The 22580-nt window shown below is 73.3% G+C and carries 16 protein-coding genes; 10 read left to right on the forward strand and 6 right to left on the reverse strand.

Annotation, left to right across the window (positions count from 1 at the left end):
- The first annotated feature begins 8 nt into the window (after nucleotides 1-8).
- Together ASE15_RS21740 and ASE15_RS14895 are read left to right on the forward strand one after the other, a co-directional pair.
- On the forward strand, nucleotides 9-2711 hold the full coding sequence (locus ASE15_RS21740; protein WP_304438080.1) for an ABC transporter permease: 2703 nt from the start codon (nucleotides 9-11) through the stop codon (nucleotides 2709-2711).
- Between the two features lie 114 nt (nucleotides 2712-2825).
- A complete protein-coding gene (locus ASE15_RS14895) occupies nucleotides 2826-7070 on the forward strand; it encodes an FtsK/SpoIIIE domain-containing protein (RefSeq protein ID WP_157277239.1) in 4245 nt (1414 codons plus the stop codon).
- 56 nt (nucleotides 7071-7126) lie between these two features.
- On the opposite strand, the gene ASE15_RS14900 is transcribed toward ASE15_RS14895, so the two are convergent.
- Nucleotides 7127-7525: a hypothetical protein gene (locus tag ASE15_RS14900; protein WP_056764113.1), complete on the reverse strand. Its 399-nt coding sequence runs from the start codon at nucleotides 7523-7525 to the stop codon at nucleotides 7127-7129.
- Between the two features lie 298 nt (nucleotides 7526-7823).
- Here ASE15_RS14900 and ASE15_RS14905 point away from each other — a divergent pair, with 298 nt between their 5' ends.
- Nucleotides 7824-8072, forward strand: a complete 249-nt coding sequence (locus tag ASE15_RS14905; RefSeq protein ID WP_056645926.1) for a WhiB family transcriptional regulator — start codon at nucleotides 7824-7826, stop codon at nucleotides 8070-8072.
- Between the two features lie 110 nt (nucleotides 8073-8182).
- Here the strand turns inward: ASE15_RS14905 and ASE15_RS14910 are convergent, their stop codons facing one another.
- On the reverse strand, nucleotides 8183-9670 hold the full coding sequence (locus ASE15_RS14910) for a sensor histidine kinase (protein WP_056646729.1): 1488 nt from the start codon (nucleotides 9668-9670) through the stop codon (nucleotides 8183-8185).
- 123 nt (nucleotides 9671-9793) lie between these two features.
- Here ASE15_RS14910 and ASE15_RS14915 point away from each other — a divergent pair, with 123 nt between their 5' ends.
- The 6 genes from ASE15_RS14915 (at nucleotide 9794) to ASE15_RS14940 (ending at nucleotide 16599) form a co-directional block, all read left to right on the forward strand.
- The gene (locus tag ASE15_RS14915) at nucleotides 9794-10300 is read left to right on the forward strand and encodes a DUF2505 domain-containing protein (RefSeq protein WP_056645924.1); all 507 of its coding nucleotides are present in this window, start codon (nucleotides 9794-9796) and stop codon (nucleotides 10298-10300) included.
- A gap of 285 nt (nucleotides 10301-10585) precedes the next feature.
- Nucleotides 10586-11920, forward strand: a complete 1335-nt coding sequence (locus tag ASE15_RS14920) for an extracellular solute-binding protein (RefSeq protein WP_056764116.1) — start codon at nucleotides 10586-10588, stop codon at nucleotides 11918-11920.
- A 103-nt stretch (nucleotides 11921-12023) separates the two neighbouring features.
- Nucleotides 12024-13151, forward strand: a complete 1128-nt coding sequence (locus tag ASE15_RS14925) for a carbohydrate ABC transporter permease (RefSeq protein WP_056764118.1) — start codon at nucleotides 12024-12026, stop codon at nucleotides 13149-13151.
- The gene (locus ASE15_RS14930; RefSeq protein WP_056645914.1) at nucleotides 13148-14077 is read left to right on the forward strand and encodes a carbohydrate ABC transporter permease; all 930 of its coding nucleotides are present in this window, start codon (nucleotides 13148-13150) and stop codon (nucleotides 14075-14077) included. Before ASE15_RS14925 ends, ASE15_RS14930 begins: the two co-directional genes overlap by 4 nt.
- Nucleotides 14074-15525, forward strand: a complete 1452-nt coding sequence (locus ASE15_RS14935) for a GH1 family beta-glucosidase (RefSeq protein WP_056645911.1) — start codon at nucleotides 14074-14076, stop codon at nucleotides 15523-15525. Before ASE15_RS14930 ends, ASE15_RS14935 begins: the two co-directional genes overlap by 4 nt.
- A gap of 57 nt (nucleotides 15526-15582) precedes the next feature.
- The gene (locus ASE15_RS14940) at nucleotides 15583-16599 is read left to right on the forward strand and encodes a LacI family DNA-binding transcriptional regulator (protein ID WP_056645908.1); all 1017 of its coding nucleotides are present in this window, start codon (nucleotides 15583-15585) and stop codon (nucleotides 16597-16599) included.
- A 249-nt stretch (nucleotides 16600-16848) separates the two neighbouring features.
- Here the strand turns inward: ASE15_RS14940 and ASE15_RS14945 are convergent, their stop codons facing one another.
- Both ASE15_RS14945 and ASE15_RS14950 read right to left on the reverse strand, forming a co-directional pair.
- Nucleotides 16849-17223 (reverse strand): SdpI family protein, encoded by a 375-nt coding sequence (locus ASE15_RS14945; RefSeq protein ID WP_068624490.1) that lies wholly within the window; start codon nucleotides 17221-17223, stop codon nucleotides 16849-16851.
- Between the two features lie 12 nt (nucleotides 17224-17235).
- Nucleotides 17236-17454 carry a helix-turn-helix transcriptional regulator gene (locus ASE15_RS14950; RefSeq protein ID WP_056645901.1) on the reverse strand — a complete coding sequence of 73 codons (219 nt, stop codon included), beginning with the start codon at nucleotides 17452-17454 and terminating at the stop codon, nucleotides 17236-17238.
- Nucleotides 17455-17756: 302 nt separating this feature from the next.
- Between ASE15_RS14950 and ASE15_RS14955 the strand changes: the two genes are divergently transcribed.
- Nucleotides 17757-18545 (forward strand): anaerobic ribonucleoside-triphosphate reductase activating protein, encoded by a 789-nt coding sequence (locus ASE15_RS14955; RefSeq protein ID WP_082618485.1) that lies wholly within the window; start codon nucleotides 17757-17759, stop codon nucleotides 18543-18545.
- 38 nt (nucleotides 18546-18583) lie between these two features.
- Here ASE15_RS14955 and ASE15_RS14960 read toward each other — a convergent pair whose 3' ends face one another.
- Nucleotides 18584-18877 (reverse strand): hypothetical protein, encoded by a 294-nt coding sequence (locus tag ASE15_RS14960; RefSeq protein WP_056764120.1) that lies wholly within the window; start codon nucleotides 18875-18877, stop codon nucleotides 18584-18586.
- 105 nt (nucleotides 18878-18982) lie between these two features.
- Nucleotides 18983-22546 carry a proline dehydrogenase family protein gene (locus ASE15_RS14965; RefSeq protein WP_082618486.1) on the reverse strand — a complete coding sequence of 1188 codons (3564 nt, stop codon included), beginning with the start codon at nucleotides 22544-22546 and terminating at the stop codon, nucleotides 18983-18985.
- Nucleotides 22547-22580: the final 34 nt, after the last annotated feature.

Raw genomic sequence — 22580 nt, forward strand, 5'->3', positions numbered from 1 at the left:
TGGCGCAGATGCGCCGCAGCATCGGGCGGCTGAGCGCCGCCGGCATCGCGATCCTCATCGGGACCGCCTTCCTCACCGCGACCCTGCTCGCGGGAACCGTCATCAACCGCATCACGACCGACTCGATCGCCGCGCAGTTCGCCGACTCCGACCTCGTGGTCGCGAACGGTGCCGGCATCGACGAGGCCGGGCTCGAGGAGATCCGTGGGACGGAGGGCGTCGAGGCCGCCGACCCGCAGGTCATGCGCGCCTTCGAGCTCGTCTCGGGGAGCAAGCGCACCTACCAGGTGGTCGTCCCGACCGCCTCGGACCCGCGCTTCGAGGCCCAGGAGGTCGTCGAGGGCGCGATGCCCGCACGCTCGGGCGAGATCGCGCTGCCGTCCGACGTCGCCGAGCGGTTCGGGCTCGCGCTCGGCGACACCGTGACGGTCGTACGCTCGGTGTGGACGCCGAGCGCCGAGGGCGCAGCGCCCGAGGCGGGTGCACCCACCGAGGAGGGAGCGCTGCCGCAGGACGCCGCGTCGGCTGACGGGGGCGGCGACGCCGCCCCCGCCGACGAGCCCGCCCCCGACGAGGAGGCGCCCGCCGGCACCTTCGTGGACACCAACGAGAAGCTGACCCTCGTCGGGACCCTCGACGACCCCATGGGCGCCTACGCCCAGGTGGGCGGCGCAGGTGTCCTGTCGGACGAGGACCTGACCGCCTGGGAGGCCGAGAGCTTCGTCCCGGGCGACTCGGCGACCTCGTACAACGCGGTCCTGGTCGCCCTGGCGCCCGGGACCGACCTCGAGGCCGTCCGGTCGACCGTCACGGGCTCGCTCGGGGGAGACACCAAGGTCTGGACAAGTGCCGAGTACGCCAAGGACCAGGCCGCCCAGATGACGGGCGGCGAGGACGTCTTCACCTACGTGATCCTCACGTTCGCGGCGATCGCGCTGCTCGTGGCGGCCCTCGTCATCGCGAACACCTTCCAGGTGCTCGTGGCCCAGCGCACCCGGACGCTCGCGCTCCTGCGCTGCGTCGGCGCCGACCGCAAGCAGCTGGCGCGCTCGGTCCTGCTCGAGGCCGTCATCCTGGGCCTGGTCGCCTCGGTCGCCGGCATCCTGTTCGGCATCGGGCTCGTCCAGCTCGCGCTGACCGTCGCGGGCAGCATGGACCTCGGCATCCCGCTGCCCTCGGTCGTCCAGGTGACGGCCGTCGCGGTCCTGGTCCCCCTGCTCGTCGGGACCGTCGTGACGCTCGTCGCGTCGTTCTCGCCGGCGCGCGCCGCGACCCGGGTCGCCCCGCTCGCCGCGCTGCGTCCCTCCGACGCACCGACCCTCTCGTCGGGCGCAGGACGCGTCCGCCTCGCGATCTCGTCGATCCTCGTCGTCGGCGGTGCGGGCCTCCTGGTCCTGGGGGTCCTCCTGGGACAGCAGGGCAGCGCGGAGGCCGGTCTGCTCGCCGCGACCGCAGGTGGCGCGGCCTCGTTCGTGGGCGTCCTCGTGGGAGCGATCTTCTGGCTCCCGAAGGTCGTGAGCCTCGTGGGCAAGGTCCTCACGGGCTCGGGCAGCACGGCGAAGCTCGCGGCGGCGAACACGCTGCGCAACCCGCGCCGCACGGCCGCGACGAGCACCGCGCTCCTCATCGGCGTGACGCTCGTGGCCATGATGTCGACCGGGGCCGTGAGCGCCCGGATGAGCATGAACAACGAGCTCGACGGCCGCTACCCCGTGGACGTCTCGCTCGCGACCGACGGCTACGACGAGTACGGCGGCAACCAGCCCGTCGAGCTCCCGCAGTCGACGATCGCCACGGCCGAGAAGGTCGACGGCGTCGAGTCCGTCGTCCCGCTGACCGCGACGTCCGTCACGGTCCCGCTCGACGGCAACGACATCACGTTCCTCGCACGCGGCGTCGACCCCGGTGCGGCGACCGCGCTCTCGCGCGACAAGAAGGCGGTCGAGGGCCTGGCCCCCGGCACGGTCGTCGTCCCGGCAGGGGTCGCCGAGAGCTGGGACATCTCGACGGGCGACCAGCTCGTCCTGACCGCCGCACCGCTCCCCGAGGACGCGAACCCCGAGGGCACGCCCGCGACCCTCGAGGCCCTCGTGACCCCGATGGGTGGACGTGCGCTGCTCGTCACGCCGCAGACGCTCGAGGGCGTCGCGACGGGCGCGCCGGTCACGACCGCGTGGGTCGGTCTGGCCGACGTCAACGACGCCGCGTCCGTGGTGCCCGCGCTCCAGGACGCGCTCGCCGACAGCGACCTCCCGATCGACGTCACGGGCGCAGCGGTCGAGCGAGCGATGTACCAGAAGGTCGTCGACACGATCCTCGGCGTCATCGTCGGTCTCCTCGCGGTCGCGGTCGTCATCGCCCTCATCGGCGTCGCGAACACGCTCTCGCTCTCGGTCATCGAGCGCCGCCGTGAGTCCGCGACCCTGCGGGCCATCGGCCTGAGCCGGTCCCAGCTGCGCTGGATGCTCGCGATCGAGGGCATGCTCATCGCGGGGGTCGGTGCCGTGCTCGGCATCCTGCTGGGCATCCTGTACGGCTGGGCCGGCGCGTCCGCGGCCCTGGCCGTGATGGGCGACGTGACGCTCGCCGTGCCGTGGCGCGACGTCGCCCTGGTCCTGGTCGTGGCCCTCGTCGCCGGACTCCTGGCGTCGGTGATCCCCGGCCGCTCGGCCGCCCGCACCTCCCCGGTGGAGGCGCTCGCGGTCGACTGACCCGCGGCAAGGCTCGACGCCCGACGGTGCGCCTGTGGACGACCCCCTCGTCCACAGGCGCGCCGTCGTCGTCTGCGGGGGCGTCCGCCCGAGCGCCAGGATCGGCTCGTGCGCATGACCCTCCATCCCGGCCTCGACGTCCTGCTCGAGCCCGGCGCCCGCCTGGGCGACCTCCGGGCCGACCTCGCGCGCCTCGCGCGCCGGCCCGAGCTGCTCGTCTCGCCGCTCGCGGTCGACGGGGTGCTCGTGCACGACGACCACCTCGTCGGCACCCGGCCGTTGCTCCCGGGGGCGACGCTGCGCGCACTTCCACCGGGGTCGGGTCCGTCCGCGAGCGCCGGGGCGCAGGACCCGGAGGCCGAGGCGCTGCGGACGCCCTGGCACGTCGCGGTCCTGTCGGGTCCGGGAAGCGGCGGGCTGCACGCCCTGCACGAGGGCTCGAGGCTCGTGCTGGCCACCTCGGGGGCCGGTGGGGCGACGGTCGTCGTGACGCTCGCGGCGCGGCGCGGCGCGGCGTTCCCGTGGACCCGGCGGACCGGGCGGCGCCCGCGGGTCCGGGCCGCGGTCCGGGTCTCGGTCCGGGGCGCCCGCGTCACGTGGGAGTCCCCCGGCGTGCGTCCACGCCGGGTGCGGGGCCCTCGGTTCCGGCCCTGGCCCCCGGGCAGGGTCCTGCTCGTGGGCGCCGCGGTCCACGACCTGCGCCCGCGTCCCCGTCTCGAGGAGTGGGCCGTCACGAGCGCGCTGCCCCTCCCCGCCCCGGCGCCGGCCGTCGGTCCAGGCCTCAGCGGTCAGTCGATCGCCATGGCGCTCACCCCCGCGGTCGGCTCGCTCGCGCTCGCGGCCACGCTGCGTCAGCCCGTGCTCGCGCTCCTGGCCCTGCTCGGTCCGCTCATGCTCGTGGTCCCGCTCCTCGTCGCTGCCCGACGACGTCGCTCACCCGGGCAGGACGGGTCCGGCCCTGCTGCCGGTCGGGTCGGGCGACCGGTGCCGGGCGTCAGCACGGGCCCCCGGCGCTCCCCCGGTGGGGGTGCGGACGCCGGGCGACCGGTCGCGCCGCGAACTAGTACGGACCCTGTCGGCATGCCCTCCCTCGCCGGCGCGCAACGGGGCACGGGTGCGGGCAGAGACGTGGGCCCGGACCGCGTCCCCGGGCCGGCGACCGAGGCCGCCGACTGCGGGCCGCCGGTCCCGAGCCCGGCAGACCTCATGACCGCCGTGATCGCGGTCCACCGCGCCGCTCCCGACCCGTCGCGCGCGCAGGGTGCCGCTCCGGCGACGAGTCTCGGTCCAGCCCCCGGGACCGGCACGCCTACCGGGCCACCCCGCGCCCCGGGGGCACGGCTCCCCGACGGGTGCGTGGCCGTCGTCGGGCAGCGGGCCGACCGGCTCGCCGCGGCCCGCACGCTCCTCCTGGCCCAGGTCGCCTCGGGCGCGACGGTCGAGGCCGTGCACGCCGACGAGGACGCGCACGAGTGGGCGTGGTTGCGCTGGCTCCCCCGGGCCTCCCGGCGCCGGGACACCTCTCCGGGAGCCCCCACGACCGACCGCGCGCTGCTCGTCGACGACTCCCCTGCCCGGCGCGACGGCCGCCGGGACGGCGCCCAGGCCCTCGACCGGTGGTGGGCCGCCCGGGGCCCGCACGACCGGCTGATCCTGCTCACCCCGGACAAGATCACCGTGCCCGCCTGGTGCCGGACCGTGCTCGACGCCACGCACGGCAGGTGGCACCTCGCGGACGGCAGCGACGGGCCCGCCCCCTGGTTCGGTGTGACCGCCGGCTGGGCGGAGCGGTACGCCCGGCACCTCGCCGCGACGGCCCGGCTCGGGCGCTGGCCCGTCGGCGCGGGCACCCCGACCGCCTGGGAACCGTCCGACCCCGCCGCCTCCGGGCTTCCCGTCACGGTGTCCCTCGCGGCGCTCCTCGGGCTCACGGCTAACGAGGCAGCCGCCCCCGTGGCCGACGTACCCCGCTCGCTCGCGACCCACGTCGCGCTCCGGTGGGAGGCGTCCGCCCAGAACGCGTCGACCACCCCAGGTCTCCCGGTCCCGCTCGGGCTCGACGCGTCCGGCCGACCGGTCCTGGTCGACGTCGTCCGGGACGGCCCGCACGCACTCGTCGCCGGAACCACGGGCGCAGGCAAGTCCGAGCTGCTCCAGTCGCTCGTCCTGGGCCTGGCCCTCACCACGTCCCCGCGCGACCTCGCGATCGCGCTCGTCGACTACAAGGGCGGCGCGAGCTTCGGCGGGTGCGTCGGGCTCCCGCACGTCGTGGGGCAGGTCACCGACCTCGAGCCCGGCCTCGCGGGCCGGGCGCTCGCCGGGCTGCGCGCCGAGCTTCGCCGCCGCGAGCACGTCGTCGCGGGCGCGGGAGCCACGTGCCTCGAGGACCTGCCGCCCGGCGCCCTGCCCCGCCTGCTCGTGGTCGTCGACGAGTTCCGGGCGCTCGCGGACGACCTGCCGGACTTCCTTCCCGGGCTCCTGCGCCTCGCATCCCAGGGGCGCTCGCTCGGGGTGCACCTCGTCCTGGCCACCCAGCGGCCCGCCGGCGCGGTCACCGCGGACATGCGCGCCAACATCTCGCTGCGGGTCGCGCTGCGGCAGGTCGACGCGGGCGACTCGCACGACGTGATCGACGCACCGCACGCCGCCCGGATACCGGTCGACCGCCCCGGGCGGGCCGTCCTGCGCCGCGGCGACGGTCCGCCCCTCGCGTTCCAGTGCGCCCATGCGGCCTCCCCAGCCCCACGGGGGACGGACACCGTGCGCCCCGCACCACGGTGGGGCGCGGCCCCCCTCCCCGTGCCTGCGCCGGAGCCGGACGCCCCCGACCTGGTGACGGTCCTCGTCGCGGCAGCCCGCGAGGCCGCGGCGACCGCGGCGCACACCCCTCACCCCGCGCCCTGGCTCCCGGGCCTGCCAAGGCGCGTGACGCCGTCGGACCTTCCCGGCGCGCGCACCTCCCCCGGCGACGCCTCCGAACGCCTGCCCCTGGCCCTCTCCGACCTGCCCGCCGAGCAGCGCCGAGGTGTCGTGACGTGGGACGTCGGCGAGGGGCACCTCGCCGTCGTCGGCCGACCGCGCTCAGGGCGTTCCACGGCGCTGCGGGCGCTCGCGGTCGCCGCCCTCGACCGGGGGTGGGACGTGCACGTGGTCGCCGAGGACCCCGCACTCACGGGGCCCGCCCTGCGGGAGCACGCAGGCTGCGGGACCGTCGTCGACCAGCACGACCCACGCCGCGTCGCCCGGCTCGTCGACCTCCTGCTCGCCCGGGCCGGGCGCCGCCCCACGCTCGTGGTGCTGGACGGGATCGAGGACCTGCGTGCCTCGCTCGGGCTCCTGGCCGGGGGCGCGGGGGCCGACCTCCTCGGCCGCCTCCTCGGCGACGGGGAGGCACGCGGCGTGCACGTCGCCCTCTCGGGGCAGACGCCGGGACTGGGCGGGCTCGCGCACCGCGTCGGGCCGCGGCTCGTGCTGACCTCGAGCGCGGTGCACGACGACGTCGCGCACGGCGTCCCCTCACGCCTCGCGGGGCGCGGCGGGCGAGCAGGGCGCGGCGTGTGGCTCGGGTCCGACGAGCCCGTCGAGTGCCAGGTCGTGGTCGACACCACGCCGCTCGCGCGGGACGCGTCCTCGGACGCGCCGGCCCACGACGACGGCAGGTCGGCCCCCCTTCGGCTCGCACCCCTTCCCCGCCTCCTGCTCCCGGCGGACCTCCCAGGACCGGGCGAAGACTCGCTGCGGGCCGTACCCGTCGGGATCGGCGGTGACGCCGCGGTACCGGTGTGCCTCGACGTGACCGCGGGTGGGCTCGTCGTCGGCCCGGGGGGCAGCGGGCGGAGCAGCGCGTTGCTCCTCGTGCTCGGGTACGCGCTGCCGACGGGCCGGGTGCGGGCCGTGCTCTCGCGCGACCCGCGTCTCGCGGAGCTCGTGACCACCGCTGCGTGCGCGGGCGACCTCGTGGTCACGAGCACCTTCTCCCCGTTCGAGGCAGCCACGGCGCTGAACCTGCTCGCCGCCACACCCCCGGCCCCGGGGGACGTCGTGGTCGTCGACGACCTCGAAGTCCTCCAGCAGGCGTGCCCGCTCGAGGTCGAGGTCCTCACGGGACTCGTCCGGACGGGAGTCGTGCTCCTGGCCTCCGCGTCGACGGTCGCCGCCGCGACGGCGCACCGGGGTCCGCTCGCCGAGGTGCGCGCAGCGCGCTGCGGGGTCGTGCTGCGCCCCGGCGAACGCGGCAGCGGCGACGTGTTCGGGATGTCGCTCGAGCGGGTGCTCGACCCTGGCGCGGGGCCCGCGGGTCGGGCCGTGCTCGTCCGCTCGGGCGAGCTCGTGCCCGTGCAGGTCGCGTTCGCCGGGTGAGGTGCGGCCGGGGCGGGGTGCGGCGAGCTGGCCGGCCGACGACTCCGCTCGCCCGGTCAGCTCTCCGTGCGGACTGTGTCGCGCGTCGTCGCGACGACGACCGGACGCAGCATGAGGCACACGAGCACCACCACCGCGAGCACCATGACCGCGATCCCCGGAGCCGTGACCTCCACCTGGAGCCAGCTGAACGCGACGACGACCTGCAGCAGCTGCCAGGTGGCCACCGGGGACCGGGACCAGCGCTGTCCGCGCAGGAGTCCTCGCGCGCTCGCACCGAGCACCGCGGCGACCCCCAGGGCGAACACGACCAGGAAGATCGAGACGCCCACGGCCGACGACCTGCCCGAGACGAGCTCGACCAGGACGAGCAGCGCGCCGACGACGAGCGCGACCGCCTCGAGCCCGATCCCGGCGATCACGACCCACAGCGCGAGCGGTCGCAGACCACTCACAGGCGGGGTCGACGGGCCCGAACCGTCCTCAGGAGGTTCGGGCGTGGATTGATTCGGAGTCCTCACAGCTGCCACGACAACCCAGACTACGCGTGACCTGCACCTTCACCGAAGTGTGACCAAGACCTCACCGTTCACGTCGCAGAAACTTTCCGGCAACCCCTTGTGCTGGGCTTCTCAAGATGTGAACCTAGTTCAAGCATCAATTACCCCCCACCTGAGCCTGAAGCCCTTTTGTGGACGTGCGTCCGACACCATTCCACCTGGGGCCTTGCTCGTCATGCCAAGGAGACCTCACATGGACTGGCGCCACCGCGCAGCCTGCCTGGACGAAGACCCGGAGCTGTTCTTCCCGATCGGGAACACCGGACCTGCCCTCCTCCAGATCGAAGAGGCGAAGGCCGTGTGCCGCCGCTGCGACGTCGTCGACACCTGCCTCAAGTGGGCACTCGAGTCCGGTCAGGACGCGGGAGTCTGGGGCGGCCTGTCCGAGGACGAGCGTCGTGCGCTCAAGCGCCGCACCGCTCGCGCTCGTCGCGCCGGCTGAGCTTCACATACTTTTCTCATAAAGGGCCGTCACCTGCTGGTGACGGCCCTTTATGTTTGCCTCGGGAAGAGAATTGTCGACGTTCTGGATCCTCTCCGTCGAGGCGCTCGTCACCCCTGGCGCGATCCACCGCCGTCACGCAGGACGAGCTGCAGCACGACCTGCGTCCCGCCTCCCGGACGATCGGACCACTCGATGGTCCCGCCCAGCTCGTTGGACACGAGCGTCGCGACGATCTGGGAGCCCAGGCCGCTCTTCTTGGGCTTCTCCGAGGGCTCGGTCCCGGGCACGGGCATGCCCACCCCGTCGTCGGCGACGATGATCCGCAACGCCGACCCCTCGCGCTGCGCGTCGATCTCGACCGTCCCGTTCGTCCGGTTCGAGAACCCGTGCTCGACTGCGTTGGTCACGAGCTCGGTCAGGACGAGCGCGAGCGGCGTGGCGTCCTCCGCCGGCACCAGTCCGAAGCTCCCCGTCTGGACCGTGCGGACCTTGGTGTCGGCCGAGGCCACGTCGGCAGCCAGGCGCAGCGCGCGCCCGCCCATGTCGTCGAACTCGACCTCCTCGTCGAGGGTCTGCGAGAGGCTCTCGTGGACCAGCGCGATGGTCGCGACGCGACGCATGGCCTCCTCGAGGGCCGCGCGCGCCTCGGGTACGTCCATCCGGCGCGCCTGGAGACGCAGCAGGGCAGCGACCGTCTGCAGGTTGTTCTTGACGCGGTGGTGGATCTCGCGGATCGTCGCGTCCTTGGTGATGAGCTCGCGCTCACGGCGGCGCAGCTCGGAGACGTCACGGCACAGCAGCACCGCACCGATCCGCTGCCCCGACTCGGTGAGCGGCAGGGCCCGCAGCGAGAGCGCGACCCCGCGGGCCTCGATGTCCGTGCGCCACGGGGCGCGGCCCATGACCACGAGCGGCAGGGACTCGTCGACGGGTGTCTGGTGCTCGATGAGGTCCGTCGTGACCTCGATGAGCGAGCGGCCCACGAGCGGCCCGATCACCCCGAGGCGGTGGAAGCAGCTCAGCGCGTTGGGGCTCGCGTAGAGGACCTCACCCTCGGAGTTGAGGCGGATCAGGCCGTCGCCCACGCGGGGCGCGCCCCGACGCGGGCCGGTCGCGGCGTTGGGCGCCGGGAACTCGCCCCGGGAGATCATCGCGATGAGGTCGTCGGCGGCCTCGACGTAGTTGAGCTCGAGCCGGCTGGGCGTGCGCCCGCTCCCGAGGTTGGTCTGGCGCGCGACGACGGCGATCGCGTGCCCGTTGTGGACGACGGGGATGGCCTCCTCGCGCACCGCGTACGCCCCGAACCAGCGCGGCTCGCGCGAGCGCTGCGACCGCGCCTCGGACAGCGCCCGCTCGAGCTGGGGGCGCTGCCCCTCGGGGGCGGTCGAGCCGACGATGTCGTCGTAGTGGACCGTGGCCCCCGTGCTGGGCCGGCACTGCGCGACGGCGACGAAGCTGCCGTCGTCGGTGGGCAGCCACAGGACGAGGTCCGCGAAGGCCAGGTCGGAGACCACCTGCCAGTCGCCGACGAGCAGGTGCAGCCATTCGTTGTCGGCAGGCGACAGCTCGGCGTGGCGGGAGATCAAGTCACTCATGGCAGACACGAGCCCCAGCGTACGCATCCGCGGGCGTCTTCACGGGATCGGGGCCCCTCCTTCGGTAGAGTCGGACTCCCTGGCGCACCCTGCGCGCCGGTCAGCACGTCCCGAGGAGAACCTGTGCACCTGAGCGTCGATCTGCACTACCCCGCCGGTCTCGACGAGGTCACCCGGATGCTCGCGAGCGAGGCCTTCGTCCGCTGGCGCGCGCAGCGCACGGGCGGCCCGCAGGCCCTCGTGGAGCTCGCCGACGTGACGGGCTCGATCGACGAGGGCTTCTCGGTGGTCGTGCGGCGCACGCTGCCCACGGACCAGATCCCGGGTCACCTGCGCGCGTTCGTGGGCAACGCGCTCGAGGTCCGCCAGGCCGAGGTGTGGGAGCCCGCGGACGGCGACGTCCGGCGCGGCACGGTCTCGCTCGAGATCACGGGAGCACCCGTGCGCATGACCGGCACGGTCACGCTCGAGGCCCTGCCCGACGGCGGCACTCGGCACGCGTACGACGGCGAGCTCAAGGCCACGGTCCCCCTGTTCGCGGCAGCCGTCGAGGAGGCCGCGGCCGGTGCTGTCCGCGCGACCCTCACGTCGGAGGAGCAGGCCGGCGTGGAGTGGCTCACGGCCCCCTGAGGCCTGCACGATCGTCCGCCCGGTCGCCGCCGCGAGCAGAGTTGAACGACCGTCCATATTACTTTCCAGGCGGTCGGGAACCAATAACGATTGGGGAACGGTCGGCGCGACCGTAACGCTCTGACCTGCATGGACACGCGCGTGGGAGCGTTTCCACGACGGAATGTCACGTCGCGAGGTTGACATCCCCAGAACTGGCGGGCCACCATCATGGCACTTCGTGGGAGCGCTACCACCCCTGACCATGGGAGCGCTGCCACGCCGATCATCGACAAGGGAGTCATCGTGCTGAGCAGCACCCGTCCGACCCGCACCCGCACGGCAACCGCCGCCGTCGCAGGGCTCGCGGCCCTCACCCTCACCCTGACCGCCTGCTCCTCGGGCTCCGGCTCGTCGGACGACGGCAGCGGTTCCTCCGACGGCGACAAGATCACCCTCACCGTCGCCACGTTCAACGACTTCGGCTACACCGACGAGCTCCTCGCGGCGTACACCGCCGAGCACCCCAACGTCGAGGTCAAGCAGACCAAGGCCGCGAAGTCCGAGGACGCACGCACCAACCTCACGACCAAGCTCGCCGCCGGTGGCGACGGCCTGGCCGACATCGAAGCCATCGAGGTCGACTGGCTCCCCGAGCTCATGCAGTACCCCGATCTCTTCACCGACCTGACCGACGCCTCGCTCGACGGCCGCTGGGTCGACTGGAAGGTCCAGCAGGCCACGACCCCCGACGGCAAGGTCATCGGCTACGGCACCGACATCGGCCCGAGCGCGATCTGCTACCGCCAGGACCTGTTCGAGGCCGCAGGCCTCCCGACCGACCCGGCAGCCGTCGCCGAGCTCCTCGGCGGGGCCGACGCGACCTGGGACGACTACTTCGCCGCGGGCGCCACCTTCACGGCCGCGAGCGACGCCGCCTGGTACGACAGCGCGATGTCGATCTCCCAGGGCATGGTCAACCAGATCGACAACGCCTACGAGGAGTCCGACGGCACGGCCAAGGACCTCGCGACCAACACCGCGATCCAGGACATCTACAACACGGTCGTCGAGCAGTCGGCCACCAACGGCCTGTCCGCCGGGCTCGAGCAGTGGAGCGCCGACTGGGACGCCGCGTTCCAGAACAACGGCTTCGCCACGATGATCTGCCCCGCATGGATGACCGGCCCGGTCGAGGAGCGCTCGGGTGGCGTGACCGGCTGGAACGTCGCTGACGTCTTCCCCGGCGGCGGCCTCAACTGGGGCGGCTCGTTCCTCACGGTCCCCGCGTCGGGCAAGAACGCCGACGCCGCCAAGGAGCTCGCCGCCTGGCTGACCGACCCCGCGCAGCAGACCACGGCGTTCACCAACGCCGGCACCTTCCCCTCGCAGGTCGAGGCGCAGGAGTCCGACGCCGTGCAGTCCTTCACCAACGAGTTCTTCAACGACGCACCGGTCGGCACCATCTTCGTCAACCGTGCGCTCGCGATCGACGGGGCCCCGTTCAAGGGCGCGAACTACTTCGCGATCCACCAGACGGTCCAGGACGCCATCAAGCGCGTCGACGTCGAGAAGACCGCCGACGCCCAGGCGTCGTGGGACAAGGCAGTCCAGGCCTACAAGGACCTGGGCCTGAGCTGATCCGGTGCGCGGGGCGACCTCTCCGGGAGGTCACCCCGCGCTCCCACGCCCCAGCCCGCCGTCGGGCACCGCGTCCCAGCTCGACCCAGCACAGGAAAGTCAGATGACCGTCCTCTCTCCCACCCAGCCCTCCCAGGGCCTCGGCGAACCGCCGCGCCGCTCCTCGCGCCGCGTCGGCTTCTCCCAGCGGCTCGGCCGCTGGGACGTCAAGCTCTCCCCCTACCTCTACATCTCCCCGTTCTTCATCCTCTTCGCCATCACGGGGCTCTTCCCGCTGATCTACACGGCGTTCGTGTCGGTCCACGAGTGGAACCTGCTGGGCGGACAGGGAGACTTCGTCGGCCTGCAGAACTTCACCGACGTGCTCGCGCAGCCCACCTTCTGGAAGTCGCTGCGCAACACCTTCTCGATCTTCCTGCTGTCCTCGGTCCCGCAGGTGATCTGCGCGATCATCATCGCGGCCCTGCTCGACCAGAACCTGCGCGCCGCCACGTTCTGGCGCATGGGCGTCCTGCTGCCCTACGTCGTGGCCCCCATCGCGGTCAGCCTCATCTTCGGGCGCCTCTTCGCCGACCAGTACGGCCTCATCAACGGAGTGCTCGGGACGTTCGGGATCGACCCCATCCGCTGGCACGCCGACACGCTCGCGAGCCACGTCGCGATCGCCTCGATGGTCAACTTCCGCTGGACCGGCTACAACGCGCTGATCTTCCTCGCCGCGATGCAGGCCGTCCCGCGCGAGCTCTACGAGGCCGCGATCATCGACGGCGCCGGACGCTTCCGCCAGTTCTTCTCCGTGACCGTCCCGCAGATCCGCGCCACGATCATCTTCGTCATCATCACCTCGACCATCGGCGGCCTGCAGATCTTCGACGAGGTCCGTGCGTTCGACGCCCAGGGGCTCGGCGGCGCCGACCGGCAGTGGATGACGACCGTGCTCTACCTCTACGACGTCGCGTGGGGCAACCAGAAGAACTTCGGCCGTGCGGCCGCGATCGCCTGGATCCTGTTCATCGTCATCCTGCTCATCGGCCTGGTGAACTTCGCGATCACGCGGAGCATCTCGACGTCGGGCCCCAGCAAGAAGGTCCCCCGCGGCGTCCAGCGTGCCCGACGCAAGGCCGCTGCCGCGGCCGTCCGCGCGCAGAACGCCTCCGGCCGACCCAGCGGTGCCCCCGCCCGCAGCACCAGCGCGCCCACGGGCGCTCCGAACGAACGGAAGAAGCGATGAGCTCGATCCCCGTCGTCGCGCAGACCGCCGGAGCCGGCGCCGCTCGCGCCGCGGCCCGCCGCCCGAACCGTCGCCCCGTCCGCAAGGGCACGGGCGGCCACACCCGCCGCCCGGGCTGGGTCACCTACACGGTCCTCGGGCTCGTGCTGCTGGTCTCGGTCTTCCCGCTGTACTTCACGCTCATCCTGGGCTCCTCGACCCCCGAGGAGATCTCCAAGAGCGCGCTGCCGCAGCTCCTGCCGGACATGAGCCTGTTCACCCAGTTCGCCGAGGTGGTCGGCTCGAGCGCGATCAACTTCTGGAAGGCGTTCACCAACTCGGTCATCATCGCGGTCATCACCTCGCTGTCCGTGGTGCTGTTCTCGACGCTCGCGGGCTACTCGTTCGCCAAGCTCCGCTTCCGCGGCCGGGGGCCCCTGCTGGTCTTCGTCATCGCGACCATGGCCGTGCCGACCCAGCTCGGCGTGATCCCCATGTTCATCCTCATGTCGGACCTGGGGTGGATCGGGAAGCTGCAGGCCGTGATCGTGCCGGCGCTCGTCACGGCGTTCGGCGTGTTCTGGATGACCCAGTACCTGTCCGAGTCGCTGCCGTACGAGCTCATCGAGGCCGCACGCGTCGACGGTGCGTCGATGTTCCGGACGTTCTGGTCGATCGCGCTGCCCGCGGCACGGCCCGCCGCCGCGATGCTCGGGCTGTTCACGTTCGTCCAGCAGTGGACGAACTTCTTCTGGCCGTCCATCGTGTTGAACCAGGAGAACCCGACGTTGCCGCTCGTGGTGCGCTCTCTCCAGGCGAACTACTTCGTGGACTACTCGCTCGTCATGGCAGGAGTGTTCCTCGTGACCCTGCCGTTGATCGTGCTGTTCATCTTCACCGGTCGCCAGCTGGTCGCCGGCATCATGCAAGGAGCTGTCAAGGGATGACCGAGATCATCACGCCCCGCACCCTGGGCACCACGGGGCGCGTCCCGTTCCCCGAGGGATTCCTCTGGGGCGCCGCCACGGCCGCGTTCCAGATCGAGGGGGCCGCGCACACCGACGGCCGCGAGGACTCCGTCTGGGACACGTTCTGCCGGATCCCGGGCGCCGTCCTGGGTGGCGACGACGGCGAGGTCGCGTGCGACCACTACCACCGCTACCGCGAGGACGTCGCGCTCCTGGCCGACCTGAACCTGGACACGTACCGGTTCTCGTCCTCCTGGGCGCGCGTGCAGCCCGGCGGCGGAGCGGTCAACCAGAAGGGGCTCGACTTCTACTCGCGCCTCGTCGACGAGCTGCTCGCCAAGGACCTCCTGCCCTGGATCACGCTGTACCACTGGGACCTCCCGCAGGCGATCGAGGACCAGGGCGGGTGGACCAACCGCGACACGGCCTACCGGTTCGCCGACTACGCCGTGACGATGCACGAGGCGCTCGGCGACCGGGTCGGGGTCTGGACGACCCTCAACGAGCCCTGGTGCTCGGCCTTCCTCGGGTACACCGGCGGCATCCACGCCCCCGGGCGCCAGAGCCGGCCCGACGGGCTCGCCGCGGCGCACCACCTGCTGCTCGGCCACGGCCTCGCGGTCCAGGCGCTGCGCGAGCGGGCCCCCGAGGCGAACCTCGGGATCACGCTCAACTTCACGGTCGCCGACCCGGTCGACCCCGACGACGCGGGCGACGTCGACGCGGCCCGCCGCATCGACGGCCAGTTCAACCGCATCTTCCTCGACCCGGTCATCAAGGGCGAGTACCCGGCCGACGTCCTCGCGGACGTCGCGCAGTACGGCTTCGCCGACCACGTCCAGGACGGCGACCTGGCGATCATCTCGTCGCCCATCGACGCGCTCGGTGTGAACTACTACCACGGCGAGCTCGTCTCCTCGCGTCCCGCGAGCACCGAGCTCGTGGGCGACGCCCCGGTCGAGCGCAGGACGTCGAGCCCCTACCCGGCCGCCGACGGCGTGTTCAACCACCCGCGCGGTCTGCCCGTCACGGACCAGAACTGGGAGATCCAGCCCGAGGGCCTGACGCGCCTGCTCAACCGCCTCCAGGCGGACTACACGGGTCCCGCGGGAGTGCCGCTCTACATCACCGAGAACGGCTGCGCCTACGACGACGTCGTGGAGGCCGACGGGTCGGTCGACGACCAGAACCGCCTCGAGTTCTTCGACGCCCACCTGCGGGCCGTCAAGGACGCGATCGTCGACGGCGCCGACGTGCGCGGCTACTTCGCGTGGTCGCTCCTGGACAACTTCGAGTGGTCGTGGGGCTACTCGAAGCGGTTCGGGGTCGTCCGGGTCGACTACGAGACCCAGGAGCGCACCGTCAAGGCCAGCGGTCGGTGGTTCGCCCAGGTGGCGGCCGACAACGCCGTCCCCGCGCGCTCCTAGCGCGTCGACGCCGATCGTGGCAGTTCTCTCATCGTGGCCTGGCAGGATACTGAGACCATGAGCACCTTGAGTTCCGCGCCGACCCTGGACGAGGTCGCCCAGACCGCCGGCGTGTCCCGCTCGACGGCGTCCCGCGCGATCAACGGCGGCCTGCGCGTCTCTCCCGAGGCGCAGGCCGCCGTCGACGCCGCGGTCCTCCAGCTCGGGTACACCCCGAACCGTGCGGCCCGCTCGCTCGTGACGCGACGGACCGACTCGATCGCGCTCGTCGTACCCGAGCCGGACGAGCGCATCCTCACGGACCCGTTCCTCTCGGGCACGCTCCGTGGGGTCAGTGCGGCCCTCGCCCCGACGGACCTGCAGCTCGTGCTGCTCATCGCCCGGCCCGACGAGCACGCGGGCCGGATCGTGCGCTACCTGCGCAGCGGTCACGTCGACGGCGCGATCATCACCTCGCACCACCGCGAGGACGACCTCGAGGGGGCGGTGCTCGCCTCGCCGCTGCCCGCGGTGTTCGTCGGGCGCCCCTTCACCGCGATGGACGACCTGGTCTACGTCGACGTCGACAACGTCGAGGGTGGTCGCATCGCGACCCGGCGCCTGCTCGACGGCGGCTACCGCCGCATCGCGACGATCGCCGGACCGCAGGACATGACGGCCGCGGTGGACCGCCTCGCGGGGTGGCGCGCGGCCCTGGGCTCGGCGGGCCTGCCCGACGACGCGATCGCCTACGGGGACTTCGCCGCGGCAGGCGGGGCGGCGGCCATGGAGGAGCTCCTCGACCGCCACCCGGACATCGACGCGGTCTTCGCCGCGTCGGACCTCATGGCCGAGGGCGCGCTGCGCGTCCTGCGCGCCCGGGGCAGGTCCGTGCCGGGCGACGTCGCGGTGGTCGGCTTCGACAACCTGGGCGTCGCCGCGACCACGAGCCCCGCCCTGACGACGGTCCAGAACCCCGTGGTGGAGATGGTCAAGGCTGCGACCGGCATGCTCCTCGACCTCATCGCCGACCGCCCCGTGAAGGAGTCGGCACGCGTCTTCTCCCCCGAGCTCATCCGCGGGGCGTCGGACTGACGGTAGGCAGTGGCGGTATCCGGCACGCGTCCGTACCAGACCTCTCCCCTCGTCGGTGGTGAGCGTCCGCGCACGTCCCACCACTTCCTCGCCCCGCGAGATGCGGCCAACGGGGGTCTTCTCAGCGATTCGACCCCCGTTGGCCGCATCTCGGCCCCGGAGCGCCCCGACCTCCGTGGCGACGCGAGCGGTCGGGCGCCACTCTTCAGCAGGGGTCGGCGAGCGTCACCGACCTCATGAACCGCAGCATCAGTCGACGTCCCACTGGTCGGCGCGCTCGTCGCCCCGGCCCACGTCCACGCCACGGGCCGCGACCTCGGCGACCACGGCCGCGACGACCACCTCGACGAGCAACGCACCCGCGACGGCGAAGAACGCGACGTCCGTGGCGCCGTCGGGCTCGAGGACCGTCACCACGAGCGCGACCACGACGACGAGTGCCGCCCCCGGGACCACGACCCTGAGCGCCGCCCGGTGCCCGGCGATCCACCCCGCGTCGCTGCGCTGCGTCGCGGGCGTCCTGATCCCGATCAGACCGTTGCGGGTCATCCGGTCGGTCGCGCCGAGGAACGCGAGCCACGCGACGAGGAGCGCGACCACGACGAGTATCCAGACTCCGAGCACGGGGGCCTCTTCCTAGCGGGGATCGGTGCGGACGTCGTGGTCCGCGGGGACGAACAGCTCCTCGATCGACGCGCCGAGGAGGGCGGACAACCGGAACGCGAGCGGGAGGCTCGGGTCGAACCGGCCGCGCTCGATCGAGATGACGGTCTGGCGGGAGACCCCGAGCCGCTCGGCGAGCTCGGCCTGCGTGAGCCCGAGAGCCGCACGGCGGGTGCGCACGTGGTTCTCCATCAGGCGGCGACCAGGCGTGCCCGGTGCGCACGGGAGCGCACGGCGAGGTCGAGCAGCACGACGGTCCGGAGGGCTCGGTGCAGCATGCGTTCAGAGTAAAGGACGCTTGACACCCAAACAAGGGTCGGGGGGTGCGCGGCGCGCCGGACACCGCGATCGACGCATCTTGTGAAAGTTCTCACAAGATGCGTCGGTGAGTCGCGGGTCACACGCGCGTACGGTCGAGGGACGTCGCGTCGACGCCGACCCGTGCGCGCCCGGGAGGGCTTCCCGACAACCATCCACGGACGGAAGGACCTGTCATGACCGCCCTCGCGAGCACTCCTCCGGGTCCCTGCGGCCGCCCGGCCGGGTCGCCGACCGCAGGACACCGCACCAGCTCGCACCGGAGCCGCACGCTCGCGCCGCTCGCGGTCGCAGGCATGACCTCGCTCTCGACCGTCGACTGGCCGGGGCGCCTCGTCGCGACCGTGTTCCTGCAGGGCTGCCCCTGGCGCTGCACCTACTGCCACGCCCCGGACCTCGCCGCCGTCGCGCCGGGAGACGTCACGAGCCCCATCTCCTGGCCCGACGTCGTCGCGTTCCTCGAGCGGCGCCGCGAAGCGCTCGACGGGGTCGTCTTCTCGGGCGGGGAGCCCACCCTCCAGGCCGCGCTCCCCGCAGCGATCGCCGACGTGCGGAACCTGGGCCTCGCCGTCGGGCTGCACACCGCGGGGCCCTGGCCCGTGCGGCTCGAGCACGTCCTGCCGCTCGTCGACTGGGTGGGCCTCGACATCAAGCACCTGCCCGAGGACTACGCGCTCGTCACGGGCGCGCGCCCCTCGGGCGAGGCCGCCTACAAGTCGCTCGCGGTGCTCCAGCGCTCGGGAGTCGACCACGAGATCCGCACGACCGTCGACCCGACCGTCCACTCGCGCGCGGACGTCCTCGAGCTCTGCGGACGGCTCGCAGCACTGGGGGTGCGTGGGCACGTGCTCCAGGAGGCGCACCCCCTCGGGACGGACGCCCGGTACGCCGCTGCACTGGCCGGCCGTCGGCTGTCCGACGTGCTCCACGACGACGACCTGCCGCAGCTCGAACGCCGCACGTAGCCCGCGTCCGTGCTCGCCCTCGAGCGGAACAGTCCCGCTCAGCGCCCCCGCGGCCCGAGGTGCTTGCGCGGGGAGAACGTCACCACGAAGTTCGGCCAGTGGCCGTCCTCGTCGATGATCTCCTCGTAGGTGATCGAGATGATGTCCTCGGCCTTCAGTCCCATCGCCCGTACCTCGGCCGCCACGCGCTCGAACAGGGCGGCGACGTCGTCCCGTCCCTCCCCGTCCGGCAGGCTGAGCGCGAAATGACGCGCCGGGTACCCGTGGGTGTCGACGCGCGTGCGTGCGGTCCTGTTCCACCGCTTGGAGGCGCGGCGTGCGAGAGGGTCCATGCGGGGCACCCTACCGACACCTCCCCGTGCCGAGCCCGAGGCTTCTCCGGTGACCAGCGGTGGTCGCCGGACGGGCCTCGGGCTCGGCGTCCCGGGCAGACTGTCTCAGCGCGTCACGTGCCCGAACCGGTGCATCGTCCGGCTGATCGCCTGCTCGCGCAGGACCGTGAGCAGCTCGCGCCGACCGCTCGCCAGCACCGGGTGGTCGAGCACCGTCACGTCGCCCACGTGGCCGGCCGCAGCCTCGCGCAGCCCGGGCGCCGCGCCCACGACGCGCACCCTGCCCGTGACCTCCCCGCGCGCGACCGCCGCGGCGAACAGCTCGTCGCTCACGCCCGACGGCCCGTCGGCACGGCTCACGACGACCGGCACCCCGGCCGTGCGCGCCGCGGACAGCACACGCTCGACCTCGACGGGCGCAGCCCCCGTCCCGACCCGGACCGTGAGCACGTCAATCGGCCGGTACCGGAACAGGTTGGACTCGACGTGCAGCCCCGAGGGGTCGTGCTCGACCGCGAACTCGTGCGCCCACCGGCGGGCGTCGTCGGCCCGTGCCCACGCGAGCCAGGCCTCGGGCGAGGTCTCGCGCGCGGGGACGGGTCCGCCGTCGGGCAGGCCGCCCGCCGGGCCTTCACCCGGGACGACCGCGTCGCTCCACATGCCCAGCTCGGCCACGTAGTTGGGCCCACCGGCCTTGGCGCCGGGGCCCACGGCCGAGCGCTTCCAGCCGCCGAACGACTGGCGCTGAACGATGGCCCCCGTGATGACCCGGTTGACGTACGCGTTGCCGACCTGGACGCGGTCGAGCCAGGTGTCGACCTCGGCGTCATCGAGGCTGTGGATTCCGCCCGTGAGACCGAACGAGACCGCGTTCTGCAGCTCGATCGCCTCGTCGAGCGTCGCGGCCGTCATGACGCCCAGCACGGGGCCGAACACCTCGGTGAGGTGGAAGAACGAGCCGGGCGCGACGCCCGAGCGCAGGCCCGGGGTCCACAGACGCCCGTCCTCGTCGAGCCGGCGCGGCGCGACGAGCCACTGCTCCCCGGGCTCGAGCGTCGTGAGGGCGCGCAGGAGCTTGCCCTCGGCGACCTCGGTGAGCGGTCCCATGGTCGTCGAGACGTCGGTCGCCGGTCCCACCGCGAGCGAGCGGACCGCGTCCACGAGCTGCACCGAGAACCGGCGGCCGGTCTCGGTGCGCTGGTCGCCGACCGAGCCGACGAGGATCACGAGCGAGGCAGCCGAGCACTTCTGCCCCGCGTGGCCGAACGCCGAGCGCACGACGTCCGCCGCCGCGAGGTCGAGGTCCGCCGAGGGGGTCACGACGATCGCGTTCTTGCCCGACGTCTCGGCGAGCACGTCCAGGCCGGGGCGCCACGACGCGAACATCTGCGCGGTCTCGATCGCACCCGTGAGGATCACGCGGGCCACGCCCTCGTGCGTCACGAGATGGCGCCCCAGGTCGCCGTCGGGCACGCGCGCGAGCTGCACGACGTCGCGCACGGCCTCGGGCGTGAGGCTGCTGCCCGCGGGCGCGTCCGCGACCGCGTCGGCGAGCCCCGCGTGGATCGCATCGACCGCGACCTCGAGGCAGCGCGGCGTCGCGGGGGCCGGCTTGGCGACCACGGCCGAGCCGGCCGCGAGCGCCGCGACGATCCCGCCCACGGGGATCGCGACGGGGAAGTTCCAGGGCGGGGTCACGAGCGTCACGCCGTCGGGCGTGAAGGTCGCGCCGGGCACCTGGTCGAGCGCCTCGGCCGACCGCGCGTAGTAGCTCGCGAAGTCGACGGCCTCGCTGACCTCGGGGTCGGCCTCGGCGACGGTCTTGCCGGGCTCGTGCACCATGGCGGTCACGAGAGCGGTGCGGGCGTCCTCGAGCCGCACGGCCACGGCCCGCAGCGCGCGGGCGCGGTCCGCGGGGGCGACCTGCGCCCAGGCCGCGGCGGCCTTCTCGGCGCGCGCGACGACGTCGTCCACCTCGTCCGTGCTGGTCACCTCGGGCGACTGCGCGGGCACGTACCCGGAGTCCGGTCCGACGACCCGCGCGGCCCAGGCACGGTTCGCCGCGACGGCCGGGTCGGTGTCGGAGGCGTTGCGGAACCCGGACCCGACGGTGCCGTCGGGCGTCGCCGTGCCGCGTGGCCCGACGGCGTCGCGCACCCGACGACGCGGCGTCACGTCCGCGTCGGCGTAGTGCGTGCCGAGAAGGACCGAGGCACGGTACGCGGCCTCCTGGCGGTCCATCGCGGTGTCCGGGGCCTGGTCCTCGGGAGCGAACATGGCGTGCAGGAAGTTCTGCTCGGCCGCGTTCTCCTCGAGACGGCGCACGAGGTAGGAGATCGCGACGTCGAAGTCCTCGCGCGCGACGACCGGCGTGTAGAGGACGACGCGGCCGCCGTCCCGGGAGACCTCGTCCCGCACGGCCCGCGCCTCGCCGGGCGCCATGCCCTGGAGCATCTCGATGTCGAGCGCGTGGCTGACCCCGCGTGCACGCGCGGCGAGGATCGCGAGCGCGACGTGGAACAGGTTGTGGCTCGCGACGCCGATCCGCACGGCGTCGGTGCGCGGGGCGCGCAGCGCATGGTCGACGAGGCGCACGTAGTTGGCGTCGACGTCGGGCTTGGTCGGGTAGGGCGCCTGCTCCCAGCCGTGGAGCTCGGCCTCGACCTTCTCCATCGCGAGGTTCGCGCCCTTGACGAGGCGCACCTTGACGGGGGCGCCGCCCGCCGCGACGCGCTCGGTCGCGAACGCGGTGAGGCCGTCGAGCGCGCCGAGCGCGTCGGGCAGGTACGCCTGGAGCACGATCCCGGCCTCCAGGGCGCGGAACTCCTCGCGCCCCAGGATCGCCTGGAAGACCTCGGTCGTCAGCGCCAGGTCGCGGTACTCCTCCATGTCGAGGTTGAGGAAGACCCCGTGGTCGCGCGCTGCGCGGAACAGCGGCAGGAGCCGCTCGACGACGCGGTCGCGCGACCCCTCGAGGTCCCACGTGACGAGCTGGGACGCGACCGAGGACACCTTGACCGACACGTAGTCGACGTCAGGGCGCTCGACGAGCGCGATGGTCCGGGCGAGACGGGCCTGCGCCTCGTCCTCGCCGAGCACGGCCTCTCCGAGGAGGTTGACGTTGAGCGCGTACCCCTCGGCGCGCGTGCGCGCGAGGTGCTTGCCGAGACCCGGGCCGGCGTCGGCCACGAGGTGGCCCACGAGCTGGCGCAGGCGGATCCGCGCGGCGGGCACGACGACCGTCGGCAGCACGGGCGCCATGCGCGCGCCGAGCCGCAGCAGCGTGGTGTCGACCGGGCCGAGGAAGCCCTTGGCGCCTCCCGCGAGCTCACCCAGCAGGCCCAGCTCGCGCGCGGCGACCTGGACGTCCTGCGGGCGCGCCACGTTGTCGACGAAGCGCACGGCGAGCTCGAGGCCCGCGGGGTCGGACACCAGTGCGCCGAGCCGCTCGGCGGTCCTGCGCTCGCGCGCCCCCTCGGAGGCCGCTTCCGCCGCGGCGATCCAGCTGCGGGCGAGGCGCGCGGCGTCGTCGGTCAGGTCGGCGATCGGGGCGTCGGTCGATGTGCTGGTCGGGCCGTCGGCCCTGTCGGCCGGGTGCAGGGGCGCAGCGGTGCCGGCTCGTGACCGGTCCTCCGCGTGTGGTGTAGCCGCGAGGGCGTCGTCGCTCATCTCCCTAGCCTGCCCCCGATGCTGACGCTTCGTC

The organism is Oerskovia sp. Root22, assembly GCF_001429135.1.
Taxonomy (GTDB): Bacteria; Actinomycetota; Actinomycetes; order Actinomycetales; family Cellulomonadaceae; genus Oerskovia; species Oerskovia enterophila.